The organism is Pseudocitrobacter sp. RIT415, from assembly GCF_003057695.2.
Taxonomy (GTDB): domain Bacteria; phylum Pseudomonadota; class Gammaproteobacteria; order Enterobacterales; family Enterobacteriaceae; genus Pseudocitrobacter; species Pseudocitrobacter faecalis.
Genome location: NZ_QBJC02000021.1, coordinates 13,303 through 31,871 on the forward strand (window position 1 = coordinate 13,303; position 18,569 = coordinate 31,871).

Annotated in this window: 17 protein-coding genes; 5 read left to right on the forward strand and 12 right to left on the reverse strand. The window is 54.4% G+C overall.

Features of this window, described 5'->3' with window-relative positions:
- Window positions 1–6 precede the first annotated feature (6 nt).
- The 5 genes from ubiB to udp all read right to left on the reverse strand — a co-directional run bounded on the left by ubiB (window position 7) and on the right by udp (window position 5,421).
- A complete protein-coding gene (gene ubiB, locus DBY68_RS18005; protein ID WP_108476888.1) occupies window positions 7–1,647 on the reverse strand; it encodes a ubiquinone biosynthesis regulatory protein kinase UbiB in 1,641 nt (546 codons plus the stop codon).
- Window positions 1,644–2,249, reverse strand: a complete 606-nt coding sequence (locus DBY68_RS18010) for an SCP2 domain-containing protein (RefSeq protein WP_108476889.1) — start codon at window positions 2,247–2,249, stop codon at window positions 1,644–1,646. Before DBY68_RS18010 ends, ubiB begins: the two co-directional genes overlap by 4 nt.
- A 12-nt stretch (window positions 2,250–2,261) precedes the next feature.
- Window positions 2,262–3,017, reverse strand: coding sequence for a bifunctional demethylmenaquinone methyltransferase/2-methoxy-6-polyprenyl-1,4-benzoquinol methylase UbiE (ubiE, locus tag DBY68_RS18015; protein ID WP_108476890.1), 756 nt, complete (start codon window positions 3,015–3,017; stop codon window positions 2,262–2,264).
- 95 nt (window positions 3,018–3,112) lie between these two features.
- Entirely contained in the window at window positions 3,113–4,522 is a 1,410-nt protein-coding gene (rmuC, locus tag DBY68_RS18020; protein WP_108476891.1) for a DNA recombination protein RmuC, read from the reverse strand.
- A 137-nt stretch (window positions 4,523–4,659) separates the two neighbouring features.
- Window positions 4,660–5,421, reverse strand: a complete 762-nt coding sequence (gene udp / locus DBY68_RS18025; RefSeq protein ID WP_108476892.1) for a uridine phosphorylase — start codon at window positions 5,419–5,421, stop codon at window positions 4,660–4,662.
- 251 nt (window positions 5,422–5,672) lie between these two features.
- Here udp and DBY68_RS18030 point away from each other — a divergent pair, with 251 nt between their 5' ends.
- Window positions 5,673–6,482, forward strand: coding sequence for a dienelactone hydrolase family protein (locus DBY68_RS18030; protein ID WP_108476893.1), 810 nt, complete (start codon window positions 5,673–5,675; stop codon window positions 6,480–6,482).
- 43 nt (window positions 6,483–6,525) lie between these two features.
- On the opposite strand, the gene metE is transcribed toward DBY68_RS18030, so the two are convergent.
- Window positions 6,526–8,787 carry a 5-methyltetrahydropteroyltriglutamate--homocysteine S-methyltransferase gene (metE, locus tag DBY68_RS18035; protein WP_108476894.1) on the reverse strand — a complete coding sequence of 754 codons (2,262 nt, stop codon included), beginning with the start codon at window positions 8,785–8,787 and terminating at the stop codon, window positions 6,526–6,528.
- 117 nt (window positions 8,788–8,904) lie between these two features.
- Between metE and metR the strand changes: the two genes are divergently transcribed.
- Window positions 8,905–9,858 (forward strand): HTH-type transcriptional regulator MetR, encoded by a 954-nt coding sequence (metR, locus tag DBY68_RS18040; protein ID WP_108476895.1) that lies wholly within the window; start codon window positions 8,905–8,907, stop codon window positions 9,856–9,858.
- On the opposite strand, the gene bioP is transcribed toward metR, so the two are convergent.
- From bioP to pldB, 3 genes are all read right to left on the reverse strand, one after another.
- Window positions 9,746–10,645 (reverse strand): biotin transporter, encoded by a 900-nt coding sequence (bioP, locus tag DBY68_RS18045; RefSeq protein WP_108476896.1) that lies wholly within the window; start codon window positions 10,643–10,645, stop codon window positions 9,746–9,748. The genes metR and bioP overlap by 113 nt on opposite strands.
- Window positions 10,646–10,731: 86 nt before the next feature.
- Window positions 10,732–11,532: a sugar/pyridoxal phosphate phosphatase YigL gene (gene yigL, locus DBY68_RS18050; RefSeq protein ID WP_108476897.1), complete on the reverse strand. Its 801-nt coding sequence runs from the start codon at window positions 11,530–11,532 to the stop codon at window positions 10,732–10,734.
- Window positions 11,533–11,573: 41 nt separating this feature from the next.
- The gene (gene pldB, locus DBY68_RS18055; protein WP_108476898.1) at window positions 11,574–12,566 is read right to left on the reverse strand and encodes a lysophospholipase L2; all 993 of its coding nucleotides are present in this window, start codon (window positions 12,564–12,566) and stop codon (window positions 11,574–11,576) included.
- 109 nt (window positions 12,567–12,675) lie between these two features.
- Between pldB and rhtB the strand changes: the two genes are divergently transcribed.
- Complete coding sequence (gene rhtB / locus DBY68_RS18060; protein WP_108476899.1) at window positions 12,676–13,296, forward strand: homoserine/homoserine lactone efflux protein; 621 nt, start codon at window positions 12,676–12,678, stop codon at window positions 13,294–13,296.
- A 150-nt stretch (window positions 13,297–13,446) separates the two neighbouring features.
- Complete coding sequence (locus DBY68_RS18065) at window positions 13,447–14,361, forward strand: Rpn family recombination-promoting nuclease/putative transposase (RefSeq protein WP_108476900.1); 915 nt, start codon at window positions 13,447–13,449, stop codon at window positions 14,359–14,361.
- 41 nt (window positions 14,362–14,402) lie between these two features.
- Here DBY68_RS18065 and rhtC read toward each other — a convergent pair whose 3' ends face one another.
- The 3 genes from rhtC to pldA all read right to left on the reverse strand — a co-directional run bounded on the left by rhtC (window position 14,403) and on the right by pldA (window position 17,898).
- Window positions 14,403–15,023, reverse strand: a complete 621-nt coding sequence (gene rhtC, locus DBY68_RS18070; protein ID WP_108476901.1) for a threonine export protein RhtC — start codon at window positions 15,021–15,023, stop codon at window positions 14,403–14,405.
- 60 nt (window positions 15,024–15,083) lie between these two features.
- On the reverse strand, window positions 15,084–16,913 hold the full coding sequence (gene recQ / locus DBY68_RS18075) for an ATP-dependent DNA helicase RecQ (protein WP_108476902.1): 1,830 nt from the start codon (window positions 16,911–16,913) through the stop codon (window positions 15,084–15,086).
- A gap of 118 nt (window positions 16,914–17,031) precedes the next feature.
- A complete protein-coding gene (gene pldA, locus DBY68_RS18080) occupies window positions 17,032–17,898 on the reverse strand; it encodes a phospholipase A (RefSeq protein ID WP_108476903.1) in 867 nt (288 codons plus the stop codon).
- Between the two features lie 161 nt (window positions 17,899–18,059).
- Between pldA and yigI the strand changes: the two genes are divergently transcribed.
- Window positions 18,060–18,527, forward strand: a complete 468-nt coding sequence (gene yigI / locus DBY68_RS18085; protein WP_015966425.1) for an acyl-CoA thioesterase YigI — start codon at window positions 18,060–18,062, stop codon at window positions 18,525–18,527.
- Window positions 18,528–18,569: the final 42 nt, after the last annotated feature.

Here is an 18,569-nt window from a genome sequence, read left to right on the forward strand (position 1 = left end):
CAAAATTCAGCGCGTTTTACGCCAGCCGGCAAACCATACCACCAGCCCTGCGCCCATGAGCCATGCAGGCATGAAGCCCCATTCCGGGCGATTTATTAACAGTAGTGTACCGCTCAATAATAAAACAGCACCTATACCAAAGAGATACCGTGACTGACCCTGACGAGTACGATGCACGGTGATGTCGCCGGCAAGCTTATCCAAACTGCTCTGTAAATGTTTGCTCTGGCGCAAACTGTCGTACACCAGTTCCGGTAATTCGGGCATTTTTTCGATCCAGAACGGTGCTTTGGCTTTCAGCGCGCGTACTAACGCCGGGATGCCTATCTGATCTTTCAGCCAGGATTCAAGGAACGGCTTCGCCGTTTGCCATAAATCGAGCTGCGGATAGAGCTGTCGCCCCACACCTTCCACGTAAAGCAGCGTTTTTTGCAGCAGCACCAGCTGTGGCTGCACTTCCATGTTAAAACGGCGCGCGGTGTTAAATAAGTTTAGCAACACATGCCCGAAGGAGATTTCCGCCAGCGGTTTCTCGAAGATAGGTTCACACACGGTACGAATCGCAAACTCAAAGTCTTCAACGTTTGTATCTGGCGGAACCCAGCCCGAATCAACGTGTAGCTCCGCTACCTTGCGGTAATCGCGGTTAAAGAAGGCGATGAAGTTCTCCGCCAGATAGCGCTTATCTTCTTTATTCAATGAGCCAACAATCCCGCAGTCGATGCCGATATATTGGGGATCTTCCGGGTGCTCATAGCTGACAAAAATATTGCCCGGGTGCATGTCCGCATGGAAGAAACTGTCGCGGAATACCTGGGTGAAGAAGACCTGCACGCCACGCTCGGCCAGCAGTTTCATGTTGGTATTTTGCTTTAGTAACGCTTCGGTATCCGACACCGGAATGCCATAGATGCGCTCCATCACCATCATGTTTTCGCTGCAATAATCGGAATAGACTTCCGGTACATACAGCATCGGGCTATCTTCGAAATTGCGGCGCAGCTGAATGGCGTTCGCCGCTTCGCGCAGCAAATTCAGCTCATCAATCAGCGTTTTTTCATAGTCGCGCACCACTTCAACCGGGCGCAGGCGCCGACCATCCGGCAGCAGGCGTGGTACCCAGCGCGCCAGACGGTAGATAAGTTTCATATCCGCTTTGATAACCGGCAGAATATCCGGGCGAATGACTTTGATCACCACCTCTTTGCCGTTCTCTTTGAGGCGCGCGGTATGCACCTGGGCAATCGACGCGGACGCTAGCGGATTAATATCGAAATCATCAAACCAGCTTTCGATAGGGATATCCCCCATCGCTTTTTCCATCAGTTTTTGCGCCTGCACCCCGTCAAACGGGGCAACGCGGTCCTGCAACATACTGAGCTGGTCGGCAATATGCGGTGGGAAAAGATCGCGGCGGGTAGAGAGCATCTGACCGAGCTTGATCCAGACCGGGCCCAGCTCCTGCAATGCCAGACGCATGCGTTCACCCAGCGGGCGGTTTTTGTGGCGATTCGGCATCCAGAACAACATCCGACGCCAGATTCGCAGCGGCAGGGTGATGCGCATTTTGGGAATGAGCTCATCAAGCCCGTAACTCAAAAAGGTGTGGATGATAAAATACAGGCGCCGTAATTCTCCTGGCGTCATTTCCCCTCCAGTTTTTCCAGCCGCTTCGTCAGCGCTTCAACGGCACGTTCTACAGCCATTGTCTCTTCCGCAAACCAGGCTAACTCCAGCGCGCCGGGTGCCAGTCGCCACTCTTCGGTGACGGCCTCCGCCACGTAGTGCTGCTGGCGTGCAAAGCTCTGCTGCAGAAACTTCGCGCCGCCGCGCAGAACTTTACTGACGCTTTCGGCGGCGATATCGCCGGTATAGGGTGCCAGCAGTTCTGCCGGGTCAAACTCGGCCAGGTCAGCGAGTGCGACAAGGTTTTGCACGACCTGGATGTCGCCCTGCACTTCCAGGTCACCGTTGCGGATAAGCGCCGTGAGTTGCTGACGATTACGCAGTTGCGGCAGGACGCCGATACGCGTCGCGACAGTACAGTCGGCCTCGCCTTCCCACGCCCCCAGCACATCGACCTGCCGCTCGCTAAACACCAGCACCAGTGGCGAAGAGAACTCTTTAAGTTCAACGCGCAACACTTTCCCCACCAGGCGCTGCCGGGCAGGTTTCAGCGCCCGCTCACGCCACAGAAAAGTGTTCAGTGCCGTTTCGACGCCGGCCGTCACTAAGGGTTTTAAAGGCATCTGGCCCTCCTGTCAGAACTTATAACCACGATGCAGCGCCACGATGCCTGCGGTCAGGTTGAAGTACTCAACGTTGTCCATTCCGGCTTCCTGCATCATCGCTTTCAGGGTTTCCTGATCGGGGTGCATACGGATGGATTCCGCCAGATAGCGGTAGCTATCTGCATCATTCGCCACCATTTCACCAATGCGCGGCAGAATGTGGAAAGAGTATGCATCGTAGGCTTTGCTCAGCGGTTCGATAATCGGCTTAGAGAACTCGAGCACCAGCAGGCGGCCACCCGGTTTCAGGACGCGATACATTGAGCGCAGCGCTTTCTCTTTGTCGGTGACATTACGCAGGCCAAAAGAGATAGTGATGCAGTCGAAGGTGTTATCCGGGAACGGCAGCGCCTCGGCATTCGCCTGAACATATTCCACATTGCCGATTACGCCATGGTTGCGCAGCTTTTCGCGCCCCATTTTCAGCATAGAGTCGTTGATATCAGCCAGCACGACGCGACCGGTTTCACCTACCATGCGAGAGAATTTCGCCGTTAAATCGCCCGTACCGCCTGCCAAATCGAGGACGGTTTGCCCACGACGAACGCCGCTACAGTCAATGGTAAAACGCTTCCATAAACGGTGAATACCAAACGACATCAAGTCGTTCATCACATCGTATTTTGCGGCGACAGAGTGGAAAACGTGGGCGACCATGTCTTCCTTCTGGGATTTGGCGATTGTCTTAAAGCCAAAGTGCGTCGTGTCTTGTGATTCCTCAGCCATCTCTAAGCCTGCTTATAAAGAAAATGTTCATGGAGTGTAACAGATTGGGCGCAATTGCCCTACGATTCAACCCCGTCACACTCCCTCAAACGGGGTTAACCGTTTTCCACGGCCAGAGGATCGTCATCGTTAGAATCAACCCCTTGCCGCAAACGAAACTCATCATCCTGCGCCGTAGCCTGCTCGACTAAATCCGGATTAATCTCGCGTTTCACCTCGACACCGAGGTGACGGAAAGCTTCCGTTTGCGCCAGCAGGTTCCCGCGCCCGGAAGAGAGTTTCTTCATCGCCTGACGATAGTTGTCCTGCGCTTTATCCAGGCTCTGCCCAATAGCAGACATATCATCAATGAACAGGCGCATTTTGTCGTACAGACGGCTGGCCCGTTCGGCGATTTGCTGCGCGTTGCGACTCTGGTGCTCGTAGCGCCAGAGATTGGCAATGGTGCGCAGCGCTACCAATAAAGTAGTAGGACTTACCAGCATAATGTTATTTTTTAATGCTTCATTGATCAGTTCGGGCTGTCTGTCTAATGCCAGCAAAAAGGCGGGTTCAACGGGGATAAACATCAGGACATAATCCAGCGAGCGCAGCCCCGGAAGCTGCTGATAATCTTTGCGTCCCAACAGGCGAATATGGTTTCGCACCGCCGCGATATGCTCCTGTAGCGCCAGTTCACGCGTGTAATCATCTTCGGCATTGAAATAGCGCTCATAAGCCACCAGCGTCATTTTGGCATCGACGACCACATCTTTTCCCTGGGGCAGGCGAACAATGACGTCCGGCTGCATGCGGGCGCGAGTATCGGTTTCGATACTCACCTGCGTTTCGTACTCGTAACCTTCACGCAAGCCAGACGCTTCCAGCACACGCGTCAGCACCACTTCGCCCCAGTTACCCTGCGTTTTATTGTCGCCTTTTAACGCGCGCGTCAGGTTGACGGCTTCACGCGTCATCTGTTCATTCAGCTGTTGCAGATTACGAATTTCATGGGCCAGCGTGTGGCGCTCTTTTGCTTCCTGGCCAAAACTGTCCTGCACCTGCCGGCGAAAACCATCAAGCTGCTCGCGTAGCGGTGTGAGTAAACTGTTCAGGCTTTGACGGTTTTGCTCATCCACCCGGCGATTACTGTGCTCAAAAATACGGTTTGCCAGGTTTTCAAACTGCTCGCTCAGGCGCTGCTCGCTGTTGATCATCTGGCGAATTTTGTCTTCCGCATGATGCTGCGTGGCTTCCAGCCGTGTGGTCACTTCCCGTAAATCAGCTTCCAGCGAGGTGTTGATTTCGCGCAGGCTGCGCAGTTCATTATTCAGTAGCTCGCACTCCTCGCGCCAGTGCGCGTTCTGCGCCAGCTGCTGTTTCGCGGCGCTCAGTTCGCCGTAAATATCGCGCTCTTCGGCCAGTTGCTCCGCCCGCTGCTGCGCCACGCGATAGCTCGCGGCCAGCCAGCCCAGCGCAACGCCCGCCAGTGCAACCAGAAAATAGATAAGAATGGCGATATCCACAATGCCCCCTGCATGAACGTCTTACGGCAAAAATAGAATTGTGCTGTATAGATGTCCAGTTGGAAAGGTTTTTCCTGCGAGGAGGTACGCAAAATGAAAAAGGCCGAACGTGTCGGCCTTTAAGAAGAGAAGAAGGTTTACAGAAGGCGGCGTGCCGCTTCCACCACGATTTTCACCGCGTGGCTTTCGGTTTGTTTCATCGTCTCAGCATTCGGGATCTCCTGCTGAGTACGGTTCACAATCACGCCCGCAACCATCCCTGCGCGCAGCCCCTGGCTGGAACACATGGTTAACAGGGTTGCTGATTCCATTTCGTAGTTCATCACGCCCATCGACTGCCACTCTTCCATGGAGCCTTTGAAGCGGCTTACCACGCGGCCGGAGAAGGTATCGTAACGTTCCTGTCCCGGGTAGAAGGTATCGGAGGATGCGGTTACGCCCACATGCGTGGTTGCGCCAATCTCTTTCGCTGCCGCCACCAGCGCGGTGGTGCAATCAAAATCAGCCACAGCCGGATATTCCATCGGCGCAAAGTGCAGGCTCGCGCCGTCCAGACGAACGGATGCGGTGGTGACCAGCACATCACCAACATTGATATTTGGCTGGATAGCACCTGTTGTGCCCACGCGCAGGAAAGTACGAATGCCCAGTTGAGCCAGTTCTTCCACAGCGATAGAGGTGGACGGGCCGCCGATACCGGTGGAGCAGACAATGACCGGCTTGCCATCAAGTTCAGCACGCCAGGAGGTAAATTCGCGGTGAGATGCCAGTTTGACCGGCTTTTCCATCAGCGCGGCGATCTTTTCCACACGCTCCGGGTCGCCAGGGACGATCGCGAGCGTAGCCCCTTGTAAATCGTTTTTGGTGAGGCCGAGATGAAAAACATCAGACTTAGACATAGAAAACTCCTCTGTGGATCGGGTTTGTCAGAAGAAGCAAAAAGCCACTTTACAGAAGACGAAGACAATATTTCGTGACCGCCGTCACCAGCAATCAAAATTATTGCAGCAGATTCCATACAAAAAGTGATTCACATCACATTAACAAGTTATATCTTTCGTTGTTGCACAAAAATCGCCCGTATTCAGGCACTGTGATTTGTCTATATTAAAGAAGCGCTAAAGGCTCATTTAAAGGTACGGAGAATGCCATGACCACCAACAACCAACCTGGTTTTGCACCTGCAGCATCACCTCACGCGACGACCGCTGTTCGCACGTCAGAGGAAGAAATTACCGCTGGCGAAACATCGATCCCCTCTCAGGGCGATCTGCTACCCGCTTACCACGCGCGGCCAAAACAGAGCGATGGCCCGCTTCCGGTGGTAATCGTAGTGCAGGAGATTTTTGGCGTCCATGAACACATCCGTGATATCTGCCGTCGTCTGGCAAAGGAAGGTTATCTTGCCGTTGCGCCGGAGCTCTATTTCCGTCAGGGCGATCCTAACGATTACGCCGATATTCCGACGCTGTTTAACAATCTGGTCAGTAAAGTGCCTGATGCGCAGGTACTGGCAGACCTCGACCACGTCGCCAACTGGGCGGCACGCAACGGCGGCGACGCCAGCCGCCTGTTAATCACCGGCTTCTGCTGGGGCGGGCGCATCGCGTGGTTGTACGCGGCGCACAATCCGCAGTTGAAAGCTGCCGTCGCCTGGTATGGTCGTCTGGTCGGTGATAAGTCACTGAATTCCCCGAAACAACCGGTCGATGTCGCCGTTGACCTGAATGCACCGGTACTCGGCCTTTATGGCGGTCAGGATACCGGGATCCCGGTTGAAACGGTGGAAACCATGCGCCAGGCATTGCGCGCTGCGAATGCCAAAGCGGAAATTATTGTCTATCCGGATGCCGGGCACGCGTTCAATGCGGATTATCGACCGAGCTATCATGAAGAATCGGCGAAAGATGGCTGGCAGCGCATGCTGGCGTGGTTTGCGCAATATGGCGGCAAGAAATAAGCGTTTTGCCCGGTAATGCATTCGCTTACCGGGCCTCAACATTCTACCCCTGACGCAGATTCTGCGCCGCCTGCACCATATTCGCCAGCGCCGCACGGGTCTCTGGCCAGCCGCGGGTTTTCAGGCCACAGTCCGGATTCACCCACAAGCGTTCCGCCGGAATGCGCTGTTCGGCTTTCTTCAGCAGCGCTTCAATCCACGCCACGCTCGGTACGTTAGGCGAGTGAATGTCATACACGCCCGGCCCGATTTCGTTTGGGTAATCAAACTCTTCAAACGACTCCAGCAGTTCCATATCAGAGCGCGAGGTTTCGATGGTAATGACGTCGGCATCCAGCGCCGCAATCGAATCCATGATGTCGTTGAACTCGCAGTAACACATGTGCGTGTGGATTTGCGTGTCATCTTTCGCCACAGCAGCGTTGATACGGAAAGCTTCCACGCCCCACTGGAGGTATGCGTCCCAGTCGCTACGGCGTAGTGGTAAACCTTCGCGCAGCGCGGGTTCGTCGATCTGAATGATACCGATACCTGCCGCTTCCAGATCCGCGACTTCATCACGCAGCGCCAGCGCAATCTGTTTGGCGATAGTTTCACGACTCACGTCTTCACGCGGGAAGGACCAGCAGAGAATCGTCACCGGCCCCGTCAGCATCCCTTTAACCGGTTTGTCGGTCAGTGACTGCGCATACTTCGCCCATTCAACGGTAATGGCTTCCGGGCGGCTAACGTCACCAATGACAATTGGCGGTTTCACGCAGCGGGAACCGTAGCTCTGTACCCAGCCGTTTTGCGTAAACACAAAGCCGTCCAGGTGTTCGCCGAAGTATTCCACCATGTCGTTACGCTCGGCTTCACCGTGAACCAGCACATCAAGCCCTAAACGTTCCTGCTCAACAATGGCCTGTTTAATCTGTTCTGCAATCCCCGTGCGGTAGCGGTTAGCGTCGAGATTCCCCTTTTTGAAATCCAGGCGCAGAGTGCGAATTTCCGTGGTTTGCGGGAAGGAACCAATCGTGGTGGTCGGCCAGGCCGGGAGATTAAAACGCGCACGCTGGGCTTGCGCCCGCACATCATACGCATTTGCACGCTGGCTATCCTGCGCGGTAATCGCCGCCAGGCGTTTTTCCACCGCCGCATTATGCACGCGGGTCGAGTGACGACGAGCCTGGATCGGGGCACTCCACGCTGCCAGCGCAGACGTATCACCGCTATTAAGCGCATCGCGCAGCAGCGCCAGCTCTTCACATTTTTGCAGAGCGAAAGCAAACCAGCTTTTCACCTCCGCATCCAGACGCGTTTCCACGCTCAGATCGATAGGGCTATGCAGCAGCGAGCAGGAAGAGGCAACCCAGAGTTCACGTTTACCGACAATCTCGCAAATTTGTGCATATTTTTCCGTAAGATCGGCGCGCCAGACGTTACGTCCGTTAATCAACCCGGCGGAAAGCAGCCAGTCGGCAGGCAAGCGCTTATGCAGTTCGACAACATCATCTTTGCCATGAACCAGGTCAACATGCAGGCCCTGGATCGGCAGAGTAGTAATGGTATTCAGATTAGGCGTGACGCCTTCAAAATAGGTGGTCAGCAGCAATTTTACCGCCCCCTGAAGGGCATCAAAAGCAGGTTGATAAGCCTCTAGCCACGCCTGCGGGAGTTCCAGCACCAGTGCCGGCTCGTCAATCTGCACCCACTCGATGCCGCGTTTTGCCAGCTCACTGAGCACATGTTGATAAACAGGCAGAAGGTCGTTCAGCAAACTCAGACGATCGAACTGCTCACCTTTGACTTTACCCAACCATAAATAGGTTACCGGGCCCAGCAGCACGGGCTTCACGTTATGGCCCAGCGCCAGCGCTTCGTCCACTTCTTCCAGCAGTTGTGTCCAGGTCAGCTTGAACTGCTGGCCTTTGGCGAACTCTGGCACCAGGTAATGGTAGTTGGTGTTAAACCATTTGGTCATTTCCGCTGCCGCCGCCGGTTCACCGGTCGGTGCGCGGCCGCGACCAATGCGGAATAAGGTATCGATATCCACCGATCCATCGCTGTTCTGATGACGAGCCGGAACGTTACCCAGCATCAGGCTGGTCGTCAGAACATGGTCGTACCAGGCGAAATCGCCCACCGGCAGCAGGTCGATACCGGCCTGTTTTTGCTGATCCCAGTGACGAGCGCGCAGTTCACGCCCAACCGACAGCAGTTCTTCCTGAGTCGACTTCCCCGCCCAGTAGCTTTCTTGCGCTTTTTTCAGCTCGCGACGCAGGCCAACGCGAGGGAAACCGAGGGTGTGATTAAGAATGGTCATGGTATGCCCCTTATGGAATTTACATGATTTAGCCGTCCAGATGTTTACACATCCATAATTGGCGGTTACTGTATATTCCTCAAGCGCAAATTGTTCATGCCGAAGTGAAGGACTTTCATGATCGAAGTTAAACATCTGAAGACGCTACAAGCGTTGCGGAACTGCGGGTCGCTCGCCGCTGCGGCGGCCACGCTGCATCAGACCCAATCCGCCCTTTCCCACCAGTTCAGCGATCTGGAACAGCGCCTTGGCTTTCGGCTATTTGTACGTAAGAGCCAGCCGCTGCGCTTTACGCCGCAGGGCGAGATCCTGCTCCAGTTGGCAAACCAGGTGCTGCCGCAAATCAGTCAGGCGCTTCAGGCCTGTAACGAGCCACAGCAGACACGCCTGCGCATTGCCATTGAGTGTCATAGCTGCATTCAGTGGCTGACGCCTGCACTGGAAAACTTCCATAAAAACTGGCCGCAGGTTGAGATGGATTTTAAATCCGGCGTCACATTTGACCCGCAGCCTTCGCTGCAGCAGGGCGAGCTGGATCTGGTCATGACGTCCGATATTCTGCCGCGCAGCGGGCTGCACTATTCGCCGATGTTTGATTACGAGGTGCGTCTGGTGATCGCGCCTGACCATCCATTGGCGGCAAAAACGCGCATTACGCCGGACGATCTCGCCAGCGAAACGCTGCTGATTTATCCGGTGCAGCGCTCACGCCTGGATATCTGGCGTCACTTCCTGCAACCGGCGGGCATCAGCCCGTCACTGAAAAGCGTCGATAACACGTTATTGTTGATTCAGATGGTTGCCGCTCGCATGGGGATTGCCGCGCTGCCGCATTGGGTGGTGGAGAGTTTTGAGCGCCAGGGTCTGGTGGTCACCAAACCCCTGGGTGAAGGTTTGTGGAGCCGACTGTACGCCGCCGTGCGCGATGGCGAGCAGCGTCAGCCGGTGACGGAGGCGTTTATTCGTTCAGCGCGGAACCACGCGTGCGATCATCTTCCGTTCGTGAAGAGCGCGGAGCGACCCACTTTCGATGCACCCACAGCGACGCCAGGATCACCAGCGCGCCTGTAATGAATGTCGGCCAGTGCGGCTGTTGATGCCAGATAGCCAGGTTAACCAGCAGCCCCGCCGGCACATGCATATTGTTCATAATGCCCAGCGTTCCGGCATCCACCTGCGTGGCACCGTAGTTCCACATAAAGTAGCCAATCCCGGAAGCCACCACGCCAAGAAAGACCAGAATGCCCCATTGCAGCGTGGTTTCAGGCATCTTCTGAGTGTTGCCCAACAGCGACCACGCCACAATCGCCACCAAAAACGCGCCAAGATAGAACCACGCAAAAGCGTTATGCTGCGGCATCGGGCGAGTTTCCATCAGGCGCTTGTAGCCCACCATACCCATCGCGAAGGTGATATTGGAGAGCTGCACCAGCAACAAGCCCGTCCAGAAGTGCGAGGTTACCTGATCGTAGCGGATAATCCCCGCGCCAATCACTGCCAGCAAGGCGCTAAACGCATACCCCCAACGCAGGCGGCGCTTACTCATCAGATCATAAATAAGGGTAATGTAAAGCGGCGTTAGTACGGTAAACAGCAACAGTTCGGACACCGTCAGGTAGAGATACGCGCGGAAACTTAGCATATACATCACGCCAAGCTGCATCGCACCCACCAGCATATACAGGCCGACCGTTTTCAGGCTGTTGCCACGGGTACGCAGAAACGGCAGAAAGACGAGTGCTGCCAGGCCAACGCGCACCAGCACGGCAAAATAGCTGTCGACGTGCCCGGCCAGATACTCGCCGTAAAAGCTAAAAGAGAAGGCCCACAGAAGAGTGGTGATAATGAGTAGCGCCACAATGAATGTCTCTCAGGAAGATGAACACGCATTGTAGCGAAGAGAATGGTTGACGACTGAGCAATAAACGCTCAATCGTCATTTTTTTAATCAAGATAGAGCTTACGCAGGTAGTGCGGCACCGCGTCATCCGCGTTCGATCCAATCACTTCCAGTTCCGGATGCAAATCTTTCAGGCGCTGATGCGCGCCGGCCATAATGCAGCCTTTGCCCGCCATCGACAGCATTTCGGCATCGTTCATGCCGTCGCCAAAGGCGATACAGTCTTGCAGGCTATAGCCCAGTTTCTTCGCAACGGCTTCCAGCGCGTGACCTTTGGAAACTCCACCCGCCATTACTTCCAGACAAGTCAGCGTGGAGAAACTGACGTTCACGCGATCGCCCCAGCGCGCGTTAATCGCCTGCTCAAGTGGCAACAAGACTTCATGGTTATTGCTGGTAAAGAAGACTTTGCTGGCGCCTTCCGGCTCCAGCAGGCCCGGCTCAAAGAGCTGATAGTTGAACACCGCTTCTTTGAAAAAGCGCATCTCTTCCGGGCGATGGCGGTTCATAAACCACTCGTCGTCGCGATAAACATTGGTAATGATATCGGGGCTGCTGTGCATCACGCCAAAGAGATCGGCGGCAATATCACGATCGAGATTGTGAGCAAACAGCAGATTACCGTTGGTATCGTGCACGCGCGCGCCATTAGAGGTGATCATGTAGGCCTCAATCCCGAGATTATCGCGGATCTGCCCTACGTCGATATGATGACGCCCCGTCGCAAACACGAAATTCAGCCCCTTTTGGGTCAATAATTTCAGTGTCTCTTTCGCATACGGCGTTAAGCGGTGGTCGGGAGCGAGGAGCGTGCCATCTAAATCAGATGCAACAACCTGGTACATAAGAGAATTCTACCTTTAAGCCTGGCGGCATAAATGCCGGTTTAAGTATGTCGATAGAAAAAATCGACGATAGCATTGAGTGCGACCGAGCGCATGGCGTCCTTTTCAAAAAGGATCTCATGGTACGCGCCCTGTATGACAAGCGGTTTATCCCCATCACAGGGATGCCCCGCCATTGCGCGAAGTTCACAATAACGGTCATGCATGCGGTTATCTACTACGCGCTCTTCTTCCGCCTGAATGATAAGCGTTGGCAACGTATCGTTGGAGGCACCGGCGATGATCTGCTCACCGGCAATGATCCCTTCACGGACCCAGTGATACGTTGGCCCGCCCACGCGCAGACGTGGTTCATCCGCATAAAAACGCAGGTTACGCCGATAACGCTGACGGCTGTGCGTCAGAACGTTAATGCTAAACGGCAGCGCTCGCCAGCGCCCGGTGCCGATAGCATATCCTTCCCGAAGACGCTGATGGCCCTCAGCCCAATCGAGAATATGACGCACCATCCATTCAGGCAGGCGCATGATAATACCGAACATCGGCGCACAAAGCGCGAGTGCGTCACACTGATACGGATAACGCTGCAAAAAAAGCGTGGCTATCGCGCCACCCATTGAGTGCGCGAGAATAAAGCGCTTTCGCAAATGACCCGGCGCGACTTCCTGTTCCCAGAACGCCGCCAGATCGTCAACGTAGTCGCTGAATTTTACCACATGACCGCGATGGGTATCCGACAGCATTCGGCCTGAACGCCCCTGCCCACGGTGGTCGATAATCAAAACATCAAACCCGCTGTGGAAGAGGTCATAGGCCAGTTCGGCATACTTCACGTAGCTTTCGATACGGCCCGGGCAAATGACCACGACGCGATCGTGGTGCGATGAGCAAAAACGCACGAAGCGCACCGCAACGTTATCCACGCCGCGAAATTCCGCCTCTTCGCGCTGACGCCAGAAATCCGTCAGCGGCCCCATCGCAAACGCGGCAAACGCGTTTTCTCTTGTTTCCCAGTCCTTTTGCTGCTGAAACATCGGGCTTCCACCCCTGCTAACCGCTGAAAATCGTTTTTTTGTGAGGCCTGACACAACACTCATACAATAGCGTATTGTGGCATAAAAACAGATAATCAGGGAGATTCTCATGACCTTTGAGTGGTGGTTCGCCTACCTGCTGACATCCATAATTCTCAGCCTTTCGCCAGGCTCCGGCGCTATCAACACCATGACCACATCCATCAGCCATGGCTATCGCGGCGCGGTCGCGTCCATCGCCGGGTTACAGACCGGGCTTGCCATTCATATTGTGCTGGTTGGCGTGGGTCTGGGGACGCTGTTCTCCCGTTCCGTGCTCGCTTTCGAAGTGCTGAAATGGGCGGGCGCGGCCTATCTAATCTGGCTTGGCATCCAACAGTGGCGCGCGGCAGGGGCGATTGATCTCAACACCCTCGCGCAATCCCAGTCACGCTCAAAGCTCTATCGACGCGCGGTGTTTGTTAATCTTACCAATCCCAAAAGCATCGTCTTCCTGGCTGCGCTGTTCCCGCAGTTTATCGTGCCCCACCAGCCGCAGGTGATGCAGTATGTGGTGCTCGGCATCACCACCATTGTGGTCGATATTATTGTGATGATTGGCTATGCCACCCTCGCTCAACGAATCGCAAGCTGGATTAAAGGCCCACGCCAAATGAAGGCGCTGAACAAAGTCTTTGGTTCGTTGTTTATGCTGGTTGGCGCGCTACTGGCGTCGGCGAGGCATGCGTGAAATGGAAGGGTGCACGCAAATTTTAGTGAACGAGAAAAGACGTTAACTCCCGCGTTCGAGGAGGCTCGGAACCTGCGCTGAAACTTTTTTTTAGCGCTATTACCTCCGCCTCCCCGGTGCCAGAATGCCGCCAGATTTCACACATGGACGATGAAAATGGCGGATGCAACCACTCCTCATGATGCAGTCTTTAAGGCATTCTTATCCCGACCAGAAACGGCTCGCGACTTTATGGAAATTCATCTGCCGCCTGCGCTGGTAAAACTCTGCCGACTTGACACTCTCCACCTGGAAGTCAGCAGTTTTGTAGAAGAGAATCTCCGCCAGTATTACAACGACGTTCTCTATTCGCTGGAAACCAGTAAGGGAAGTGGGTATGTGTATGTTCTGATTGAGCACCAAAGCTCACCGGATGAGAATATGGCATTTCGTTTGCTGCGCTATGCCATTGCCACCATGCAGCGTCATCTGGAAGCCGGGAACAAAACCCTGCCGCTGGTGATCCCGATTCTGTTTTATCAGGGCAAGCGCAGCCCTTACCCCTGGTCAATGAACTGGCTCGATGCTTTTCCGGATCCGGACACCGCGCGCGGGCTCTATTTTCATGCATTTCCACTGGTCGATATCACGCTGATCCCTGATGACGAAATCATGCAGCACCGCAGCATGGCTGCTCTGACGCTGGTTCAGAAGCATATCCGCCAGCGCGACATGGTGACGTTGCTGGATAAACTGGCGCAGCTATTGACGTTAGAGCAGATGAGCGGACAACAAATCCGCACCCTGGTAAAATACATGATGCTGGCAGGTGAAGAAAAAGACGTTCAAACATTACTGTATGGGCTGGCACAGCGCGTGCCGCAACATGGAGAGGAACTGATGACTCTGGCGGAGAAATTATTGAATGATGGAAGACGGGAAGGGCGTAAAGAAGGGCGTAAAGAAGGTAAGCAGATTGCCCTTATCGACGTCGCGAAAGCCATGCTACAACGCGGCTTTGATTTTCAGACCATCATGGAAATGACCGGCCTTTCGCAGGATGACCTAAAGCAGCTTCAGCACTAAGATGGCTACCCACCCCGATGCGTTCGGAGTGGGTCAACGGCTTAGCGCGAAATAATCAAATGAATACCGAAGCCCGCGAAAAGCGTACCGGCAAAGCCATCGATCCACTTCGCGGCTTTCTGATATCCGCGACGCATGGCTGGCAATGCAAACAGGCTCGCGACGACGGCAAACCAGGCAAGGGTTTCGAGGATAATCATCAGGAAAATGCCCCAGCGCGCATCCGCGCCCACGCTGTCGCCAACGAACAATGAAAACACAGACCCAAAATAGATAATCGCTTTCGGGTTTGCCAGGTTAGTCAACAGGCCTTTCATAAAGCTGCGGCCACTTTTTGCCAGTTCAACCTGCGGTTCCGGTGCCGCGTGGTTCTCTTTCTTCAGCGCACTGCGCAGCATCTGGTAACCCATCCAGCACAGGTACAAGCCGCCACCGACCATAATAATGGTGTGCAACCAGGCCATTTTTTCGATGATCAGGTTCAGGCCGAGCAACGCCACGCCCGCCCACACCATCACGCCACAGGTAATGCCGAGTACGCCCATCATCGCTTCTTTACGGGAGCGGCTGATCGCGGTCTGCGACACGAAAAAGAAGTCCGGGCCCGGGCTCATCAACGCAATGATATGCACCAGCGCCACTGTCAGAAACAGAGTTAACATAACGTACTCGCGGGGAATAATTCAGTGAGTAACTATATTGGCACTTTTTAGCGCGGTTGACTACTCATCATCATCGTCATCGACATGTGCGCGGATCAGCGCCATAAACTCTTTCCCAAAGCGTTCCAGTTTACGCATTCCTACGCCGTTGACGCTGAGCATTTCGCTGGCGGAAACCGGCATTTGTTCTGCCATTTCAATCAACGTGGCATCGTTGAAGACCACGTAAGGCGGGATGTTCTCTTCGTCGGCAATCGCTTTACGCAGCTTGCGCAGTTTCGAAAACAGTTTACGGTCATAATTACCCACCGCGGCTTTCTGCATCACGCGCGGTTTCAGGGCAACAATACGCGGCACCGCCAGCATCAGCGGAATCTCTCCACGAACAATCGGACGTGCGGCATCAGTCAGTTGCAGAGCGGAGTGCTGGGCGATGTTCTGCGTCGCAAAGCCCATATGAATCAACTGGCGAATCACGCTCACCCAGTGCTCATGGCTCTTTTCACGCCCCATGCCGTAGACCTTGAGCTTGTCATGGCCAAACTCGCGAATACGCTGATTGTTAGCGCCGCGAATCACTTCCACCACGTACCCCATCCCGAAGCGCTGATTCACACGATAAATCGTTGAGAGCGCAATCTGCGCGTCATTCAACCCGTCGTACTGCTTTGGCGGGTCGAGGCAAATATCACAGTTACCACACGGCTCCTGACGTCCCTCGCCAAAGTAGTTCAGCAGTACCAGACGGCGGCAGGTCTGCGCCTCGGCAAAGGCGCCCATCGCGTTGAGCTTATGGCGTTCGATATCCTGCAGGGGCCCTGCGGGTTTCTCTTCAAGGCAACGACGTAGCCACGCCATATCCGCCGGATCGTAAAACAGCATCGCTTCCGCAGGCAGGCCATCACGCCCGGCGCGGCCCGTTTCCTGATAATAAGATTCGATATTACGCGGGATGTCGAAGTGCACCACAAAGCGCACGTTGGGTTTGTTGATCCCCATCCCGAACGCGACAGTCGCGACCACGATTTGCAGGTCATCGCGCTGGAATTTCTCCTGCACGTCCGCCCGCACAGCGTTATCCAGCCCGGCGTGATACGCCCCTGCACTGATGCCACGGCTTTGCAGGCGCGCGGCGGTGTCTTCTACTTTCGCACGGCTGTTGCAGTAGATAATGCCGGACTTGCCGCGTTGCTCCTGCACGTAACGCATTAACTGATCGAGCGGTTTGAACTTCTCCATCAGCATATAGCGAATGTTGGGACGGTCGAAGCTGCTGATTTGAATAAGCGGGTCGTTCAGACCCAGCAGGCGAACGATATCACGGCGCGTCGTGTCATCCGCCGTCGCGGTGAGCGCCATAAACGGCAACGCCGGGAAGCGCTGACGAAGCTGGCCTAACGCGGCGTATTCCGGGCGGAAATCATGGCCCCACTGGGAAATACAGTGCGCCTCATCAACCGCCAGCATCACCGGGTTCCAGTGGGCGAGATGCTCAAGGAAGTTATCCAGCATCAGGCGTTCAGGCGCGATATAGAGCAAGCGAATCTGGCCTGTACGGCAACCCGCCATCACTTCCTGCTGCTGCTCGCGGCTTTGCGTTGAGTTGATGCAGGCCGCCGACACGCCGTTGGCGATCAATTGATCGACCTGGTCTTTCATCAACGAGATCAGCGGCGATACCACCACCGTCAGGCCATTCAGCACCAGCGCCGGAATCTGATAACAGAGCGACTTGCCGCCGCCTGTCGGCATCACCACCAGGCAATCTCGGCCTTCCAGCACGGTATCAATGATGGTTTCCTGGCCCGGGCGGAATTGCTGATAGCCAAAGGTTTCCTGCAAAACCTGTTTAGCCAGCGATTCCTGATTTAATACTTCCGCCTGTGCCACATTGACTCCGTTAACCGAAAAATAAAAACAGGCGCTATTTTCAGCGCCTGCGTTCTAAACTGCAACGTTTTAGACGAATTCCTTCGGCCATGCTCGCAACGTCGAAGGAAAGCCTTTGTTAAAACAGATCGTTAAGCATGACACCCACGCCCACGCGCGTTTGATTGAAATTGTAGTCAATCAACGATTCACCGTAGCCACTGTAAACCTGGGTATAAAGGCGAACGTGCTTACTGATAGGATAGCTGACGCCCACTTCCGCGCCGCCGTAGCCGGTGTTCCAGTTATATTGGCCCTGCGCGCTCAATACCGCATCACCCAGTTGATAACCGATTTTCAGACGATAGTAGCCCATATATTTGGTGATATCGGGATTATCGTTGGAATTTCCCACTACATACCAGGGTTTCACTTCCACCAGCCAGTTGCCGTTCTGCGCCATCAGGCGCGTGTAAAGACGGTTCCAGCTGCGGGAAGTTGGATCTGAGCGACCGTTTGAGTCATGGTTAAAACCAAACTCAACATCGCGCAACGTCCAGCCAGCCCAGGAATAATCGGTGGCAAATCCAAGAAACAACTGCGGTTCATAGTTAGTTTCGCGGAACGGCGACGATTCGCCGCTGTTCGACAATTGCCACCAGGATCGCTGGGTATACGACGCGCCCAGCACCGAATTATCCCCCAGAATACCGCGCCACAGTGGGAAGGCCAGGCTGAGCTGGAACTTCACTTCATCTTTGCGCGCGTGCTCGGCCCAATCGTAGGAACTGATCGCCTCTTTATTGAGATCGCTGGTCCAGGTATAAAGCAGATAGTTGCTTTCATAAGGATAAAGTGTAAACGGGTTATCATGCTCCTGTAGCAGGTTCGCCATGATACTGCCTTTTACGGCAGGGGTGTCGTGAACGGATTGAATTGTCGCTTCCTGCGCGAACGCTGAAACAGGCAGCACTGCCGCCAATAACCAACTCCGGGTGAGCTGCATCAGTCATGTTCTCCTGAACTGATAAATTGTTATGTTGAATATGTGAATGTCACTCATTTTACATACTTAAGCATTTAATGCTCAGTAATCCATTCCTAATATAGAAAACAACATTTCATAGGCATAAAATCAACATTTTATTAACCATTGAAAGGGTTGTTATGTCTGCTGAACTCACTGCCGATGCCGCGCTCAAGCTGGTCGGTGAAATCTTTGTTTACCATATGCCGTTCAACCGGGCGCTTGGCCTGGAGCTGGAACGTTATGAAAAAGACTTCGCCAAACTCAATTTTAATAACCAGCCAATGATGGTAGGAAACTGGGCGCAAAGCATTCTCCACGGCGGCGTGATCGCCTCAGCGCTGGATGTCGCGGCAGGTCTGGTCTGCGTAGGCAGCACGTTAACTCGCCATGACACCATCAACGAAGAAGAGCTCCGTCAGCGGCTTTCACGGATGGGCACTATCGATTTACGCGTCGACTATTTACGTCCAGGGCGCGGCAATCGCTTCACCGCCACCAGCACCCTTTTGCGGGCAGGCAATAAAGTTGCCGTCGCGCGCGTGGAGCTGCACAACGAAGAGCAAGTCCACATCGCCAGCGCAACCGCCACATATATGGTGGGATAAACAGTAAAATCGGGTAAAATCAGTTTACTTTTTTGTAACGGA

What these genes read in the sequence shown, in the direction of transcription:
- ubiB (WP_108476888.1), bottom strand. Translation starts at nt 1,647, where the DNA reads ATGACGCCAGGAGAATTACGGCGCCTGTATTTTATCATCCACACCTTT.
- DBY68_RS18010 (WP_108476889.1), bottom strand. Translation starts at nt 2,249, where the DNA reads ATGCCTTTAAAACCCTTAGTGACGGCCGGCGTCGAAACGGCACTGAAC.
- ubiE (WP_108476890.1), bottom strand. Translation starts at nt 3,017, where the DNA reads ATGGCTGAGGAATCACAAGACACGACGCACTTTGGCTTTAAGACAATC.
- udp (WP_108476892.1), bottom strand. Translation starts at nt 5,421, where the DNA reads ATGTCTAAGTCTGATGTTTTTCATCTCGGCCTCACCAAAAACGATTTA.
- DBY68_RS18030 (WP_108476893.1), top strand. Translation starts at nt 5,673, where the DNA reads ATGACCACCAACAACCAACCTGGTTTTGCACCTGCAGCATCACCTCAC.
- metE (WP_108476894.1), bottom strand. Translation starts at nt 8,787, where the DNA reads ATGACCATTCTTAATCACACCCTCGGTTTCCCTCGCGTTGGCCTGCGT.
- metR (WP_108476895.1), top strand. Translation starts at nt 8,905, where the DNA reads ATGATCGAAGTTAAACATCTGAAGACGCTACAAGCGTTGCGGAACTGC.
- yigL (WP_108476897.1), bottom strand. Translation starts at nt 11,532, where the DNA reads ATGTACCAGGTTGTTGCATCTGATTTAGATGGCACGCTCCTCGCTCCC.
- pldB (WP_108476898.1), bottom strand. Translation starts at nt 12,566, where the DNA reads ATGTTTCAGCAGCAAAAGGACTGGGAAACAAGAGAAAACGCGTTTGCC.
- rhtB (WP_108476899.1), top strand. Translation starts at nt 12,676, where the DNA reads ATGACCTTTGAGTGGTGGTTCGCCTACCTGCTGACATCCATAATTCTC.
- DBY68_RS18065 (WP_108476900.1), top strand. Translation starts at nt 13,447, where the DNA reads ATGAAAATGGCGGATGCAACCACTCCTCATGATGCAGTCTTTAAGGCA.
- rhtC (WP_108476901.1), bottom strand. Translation starts at nt 15,023, where the DNA reads ATGTTAACTCTGTTTCTGACAGTGGCGCTGGTGCATATCATTGCGTTG.
- pldA (WP_108476903.1), bottom strand. Translation starts at nt 17,898, where the DNA reads ATGCAGCTCACCCGGAGTTGGTTATTGGCGGCAGTGCTGCCTGTTTCA.
- yigI (WP_015966425.1), top strand. Translation starts at nt 18,060, where the DNA reads ATGTCTGCTGAACTCACTGCCGATGCCGCGCTCAAGCTGGTCGGTGAA.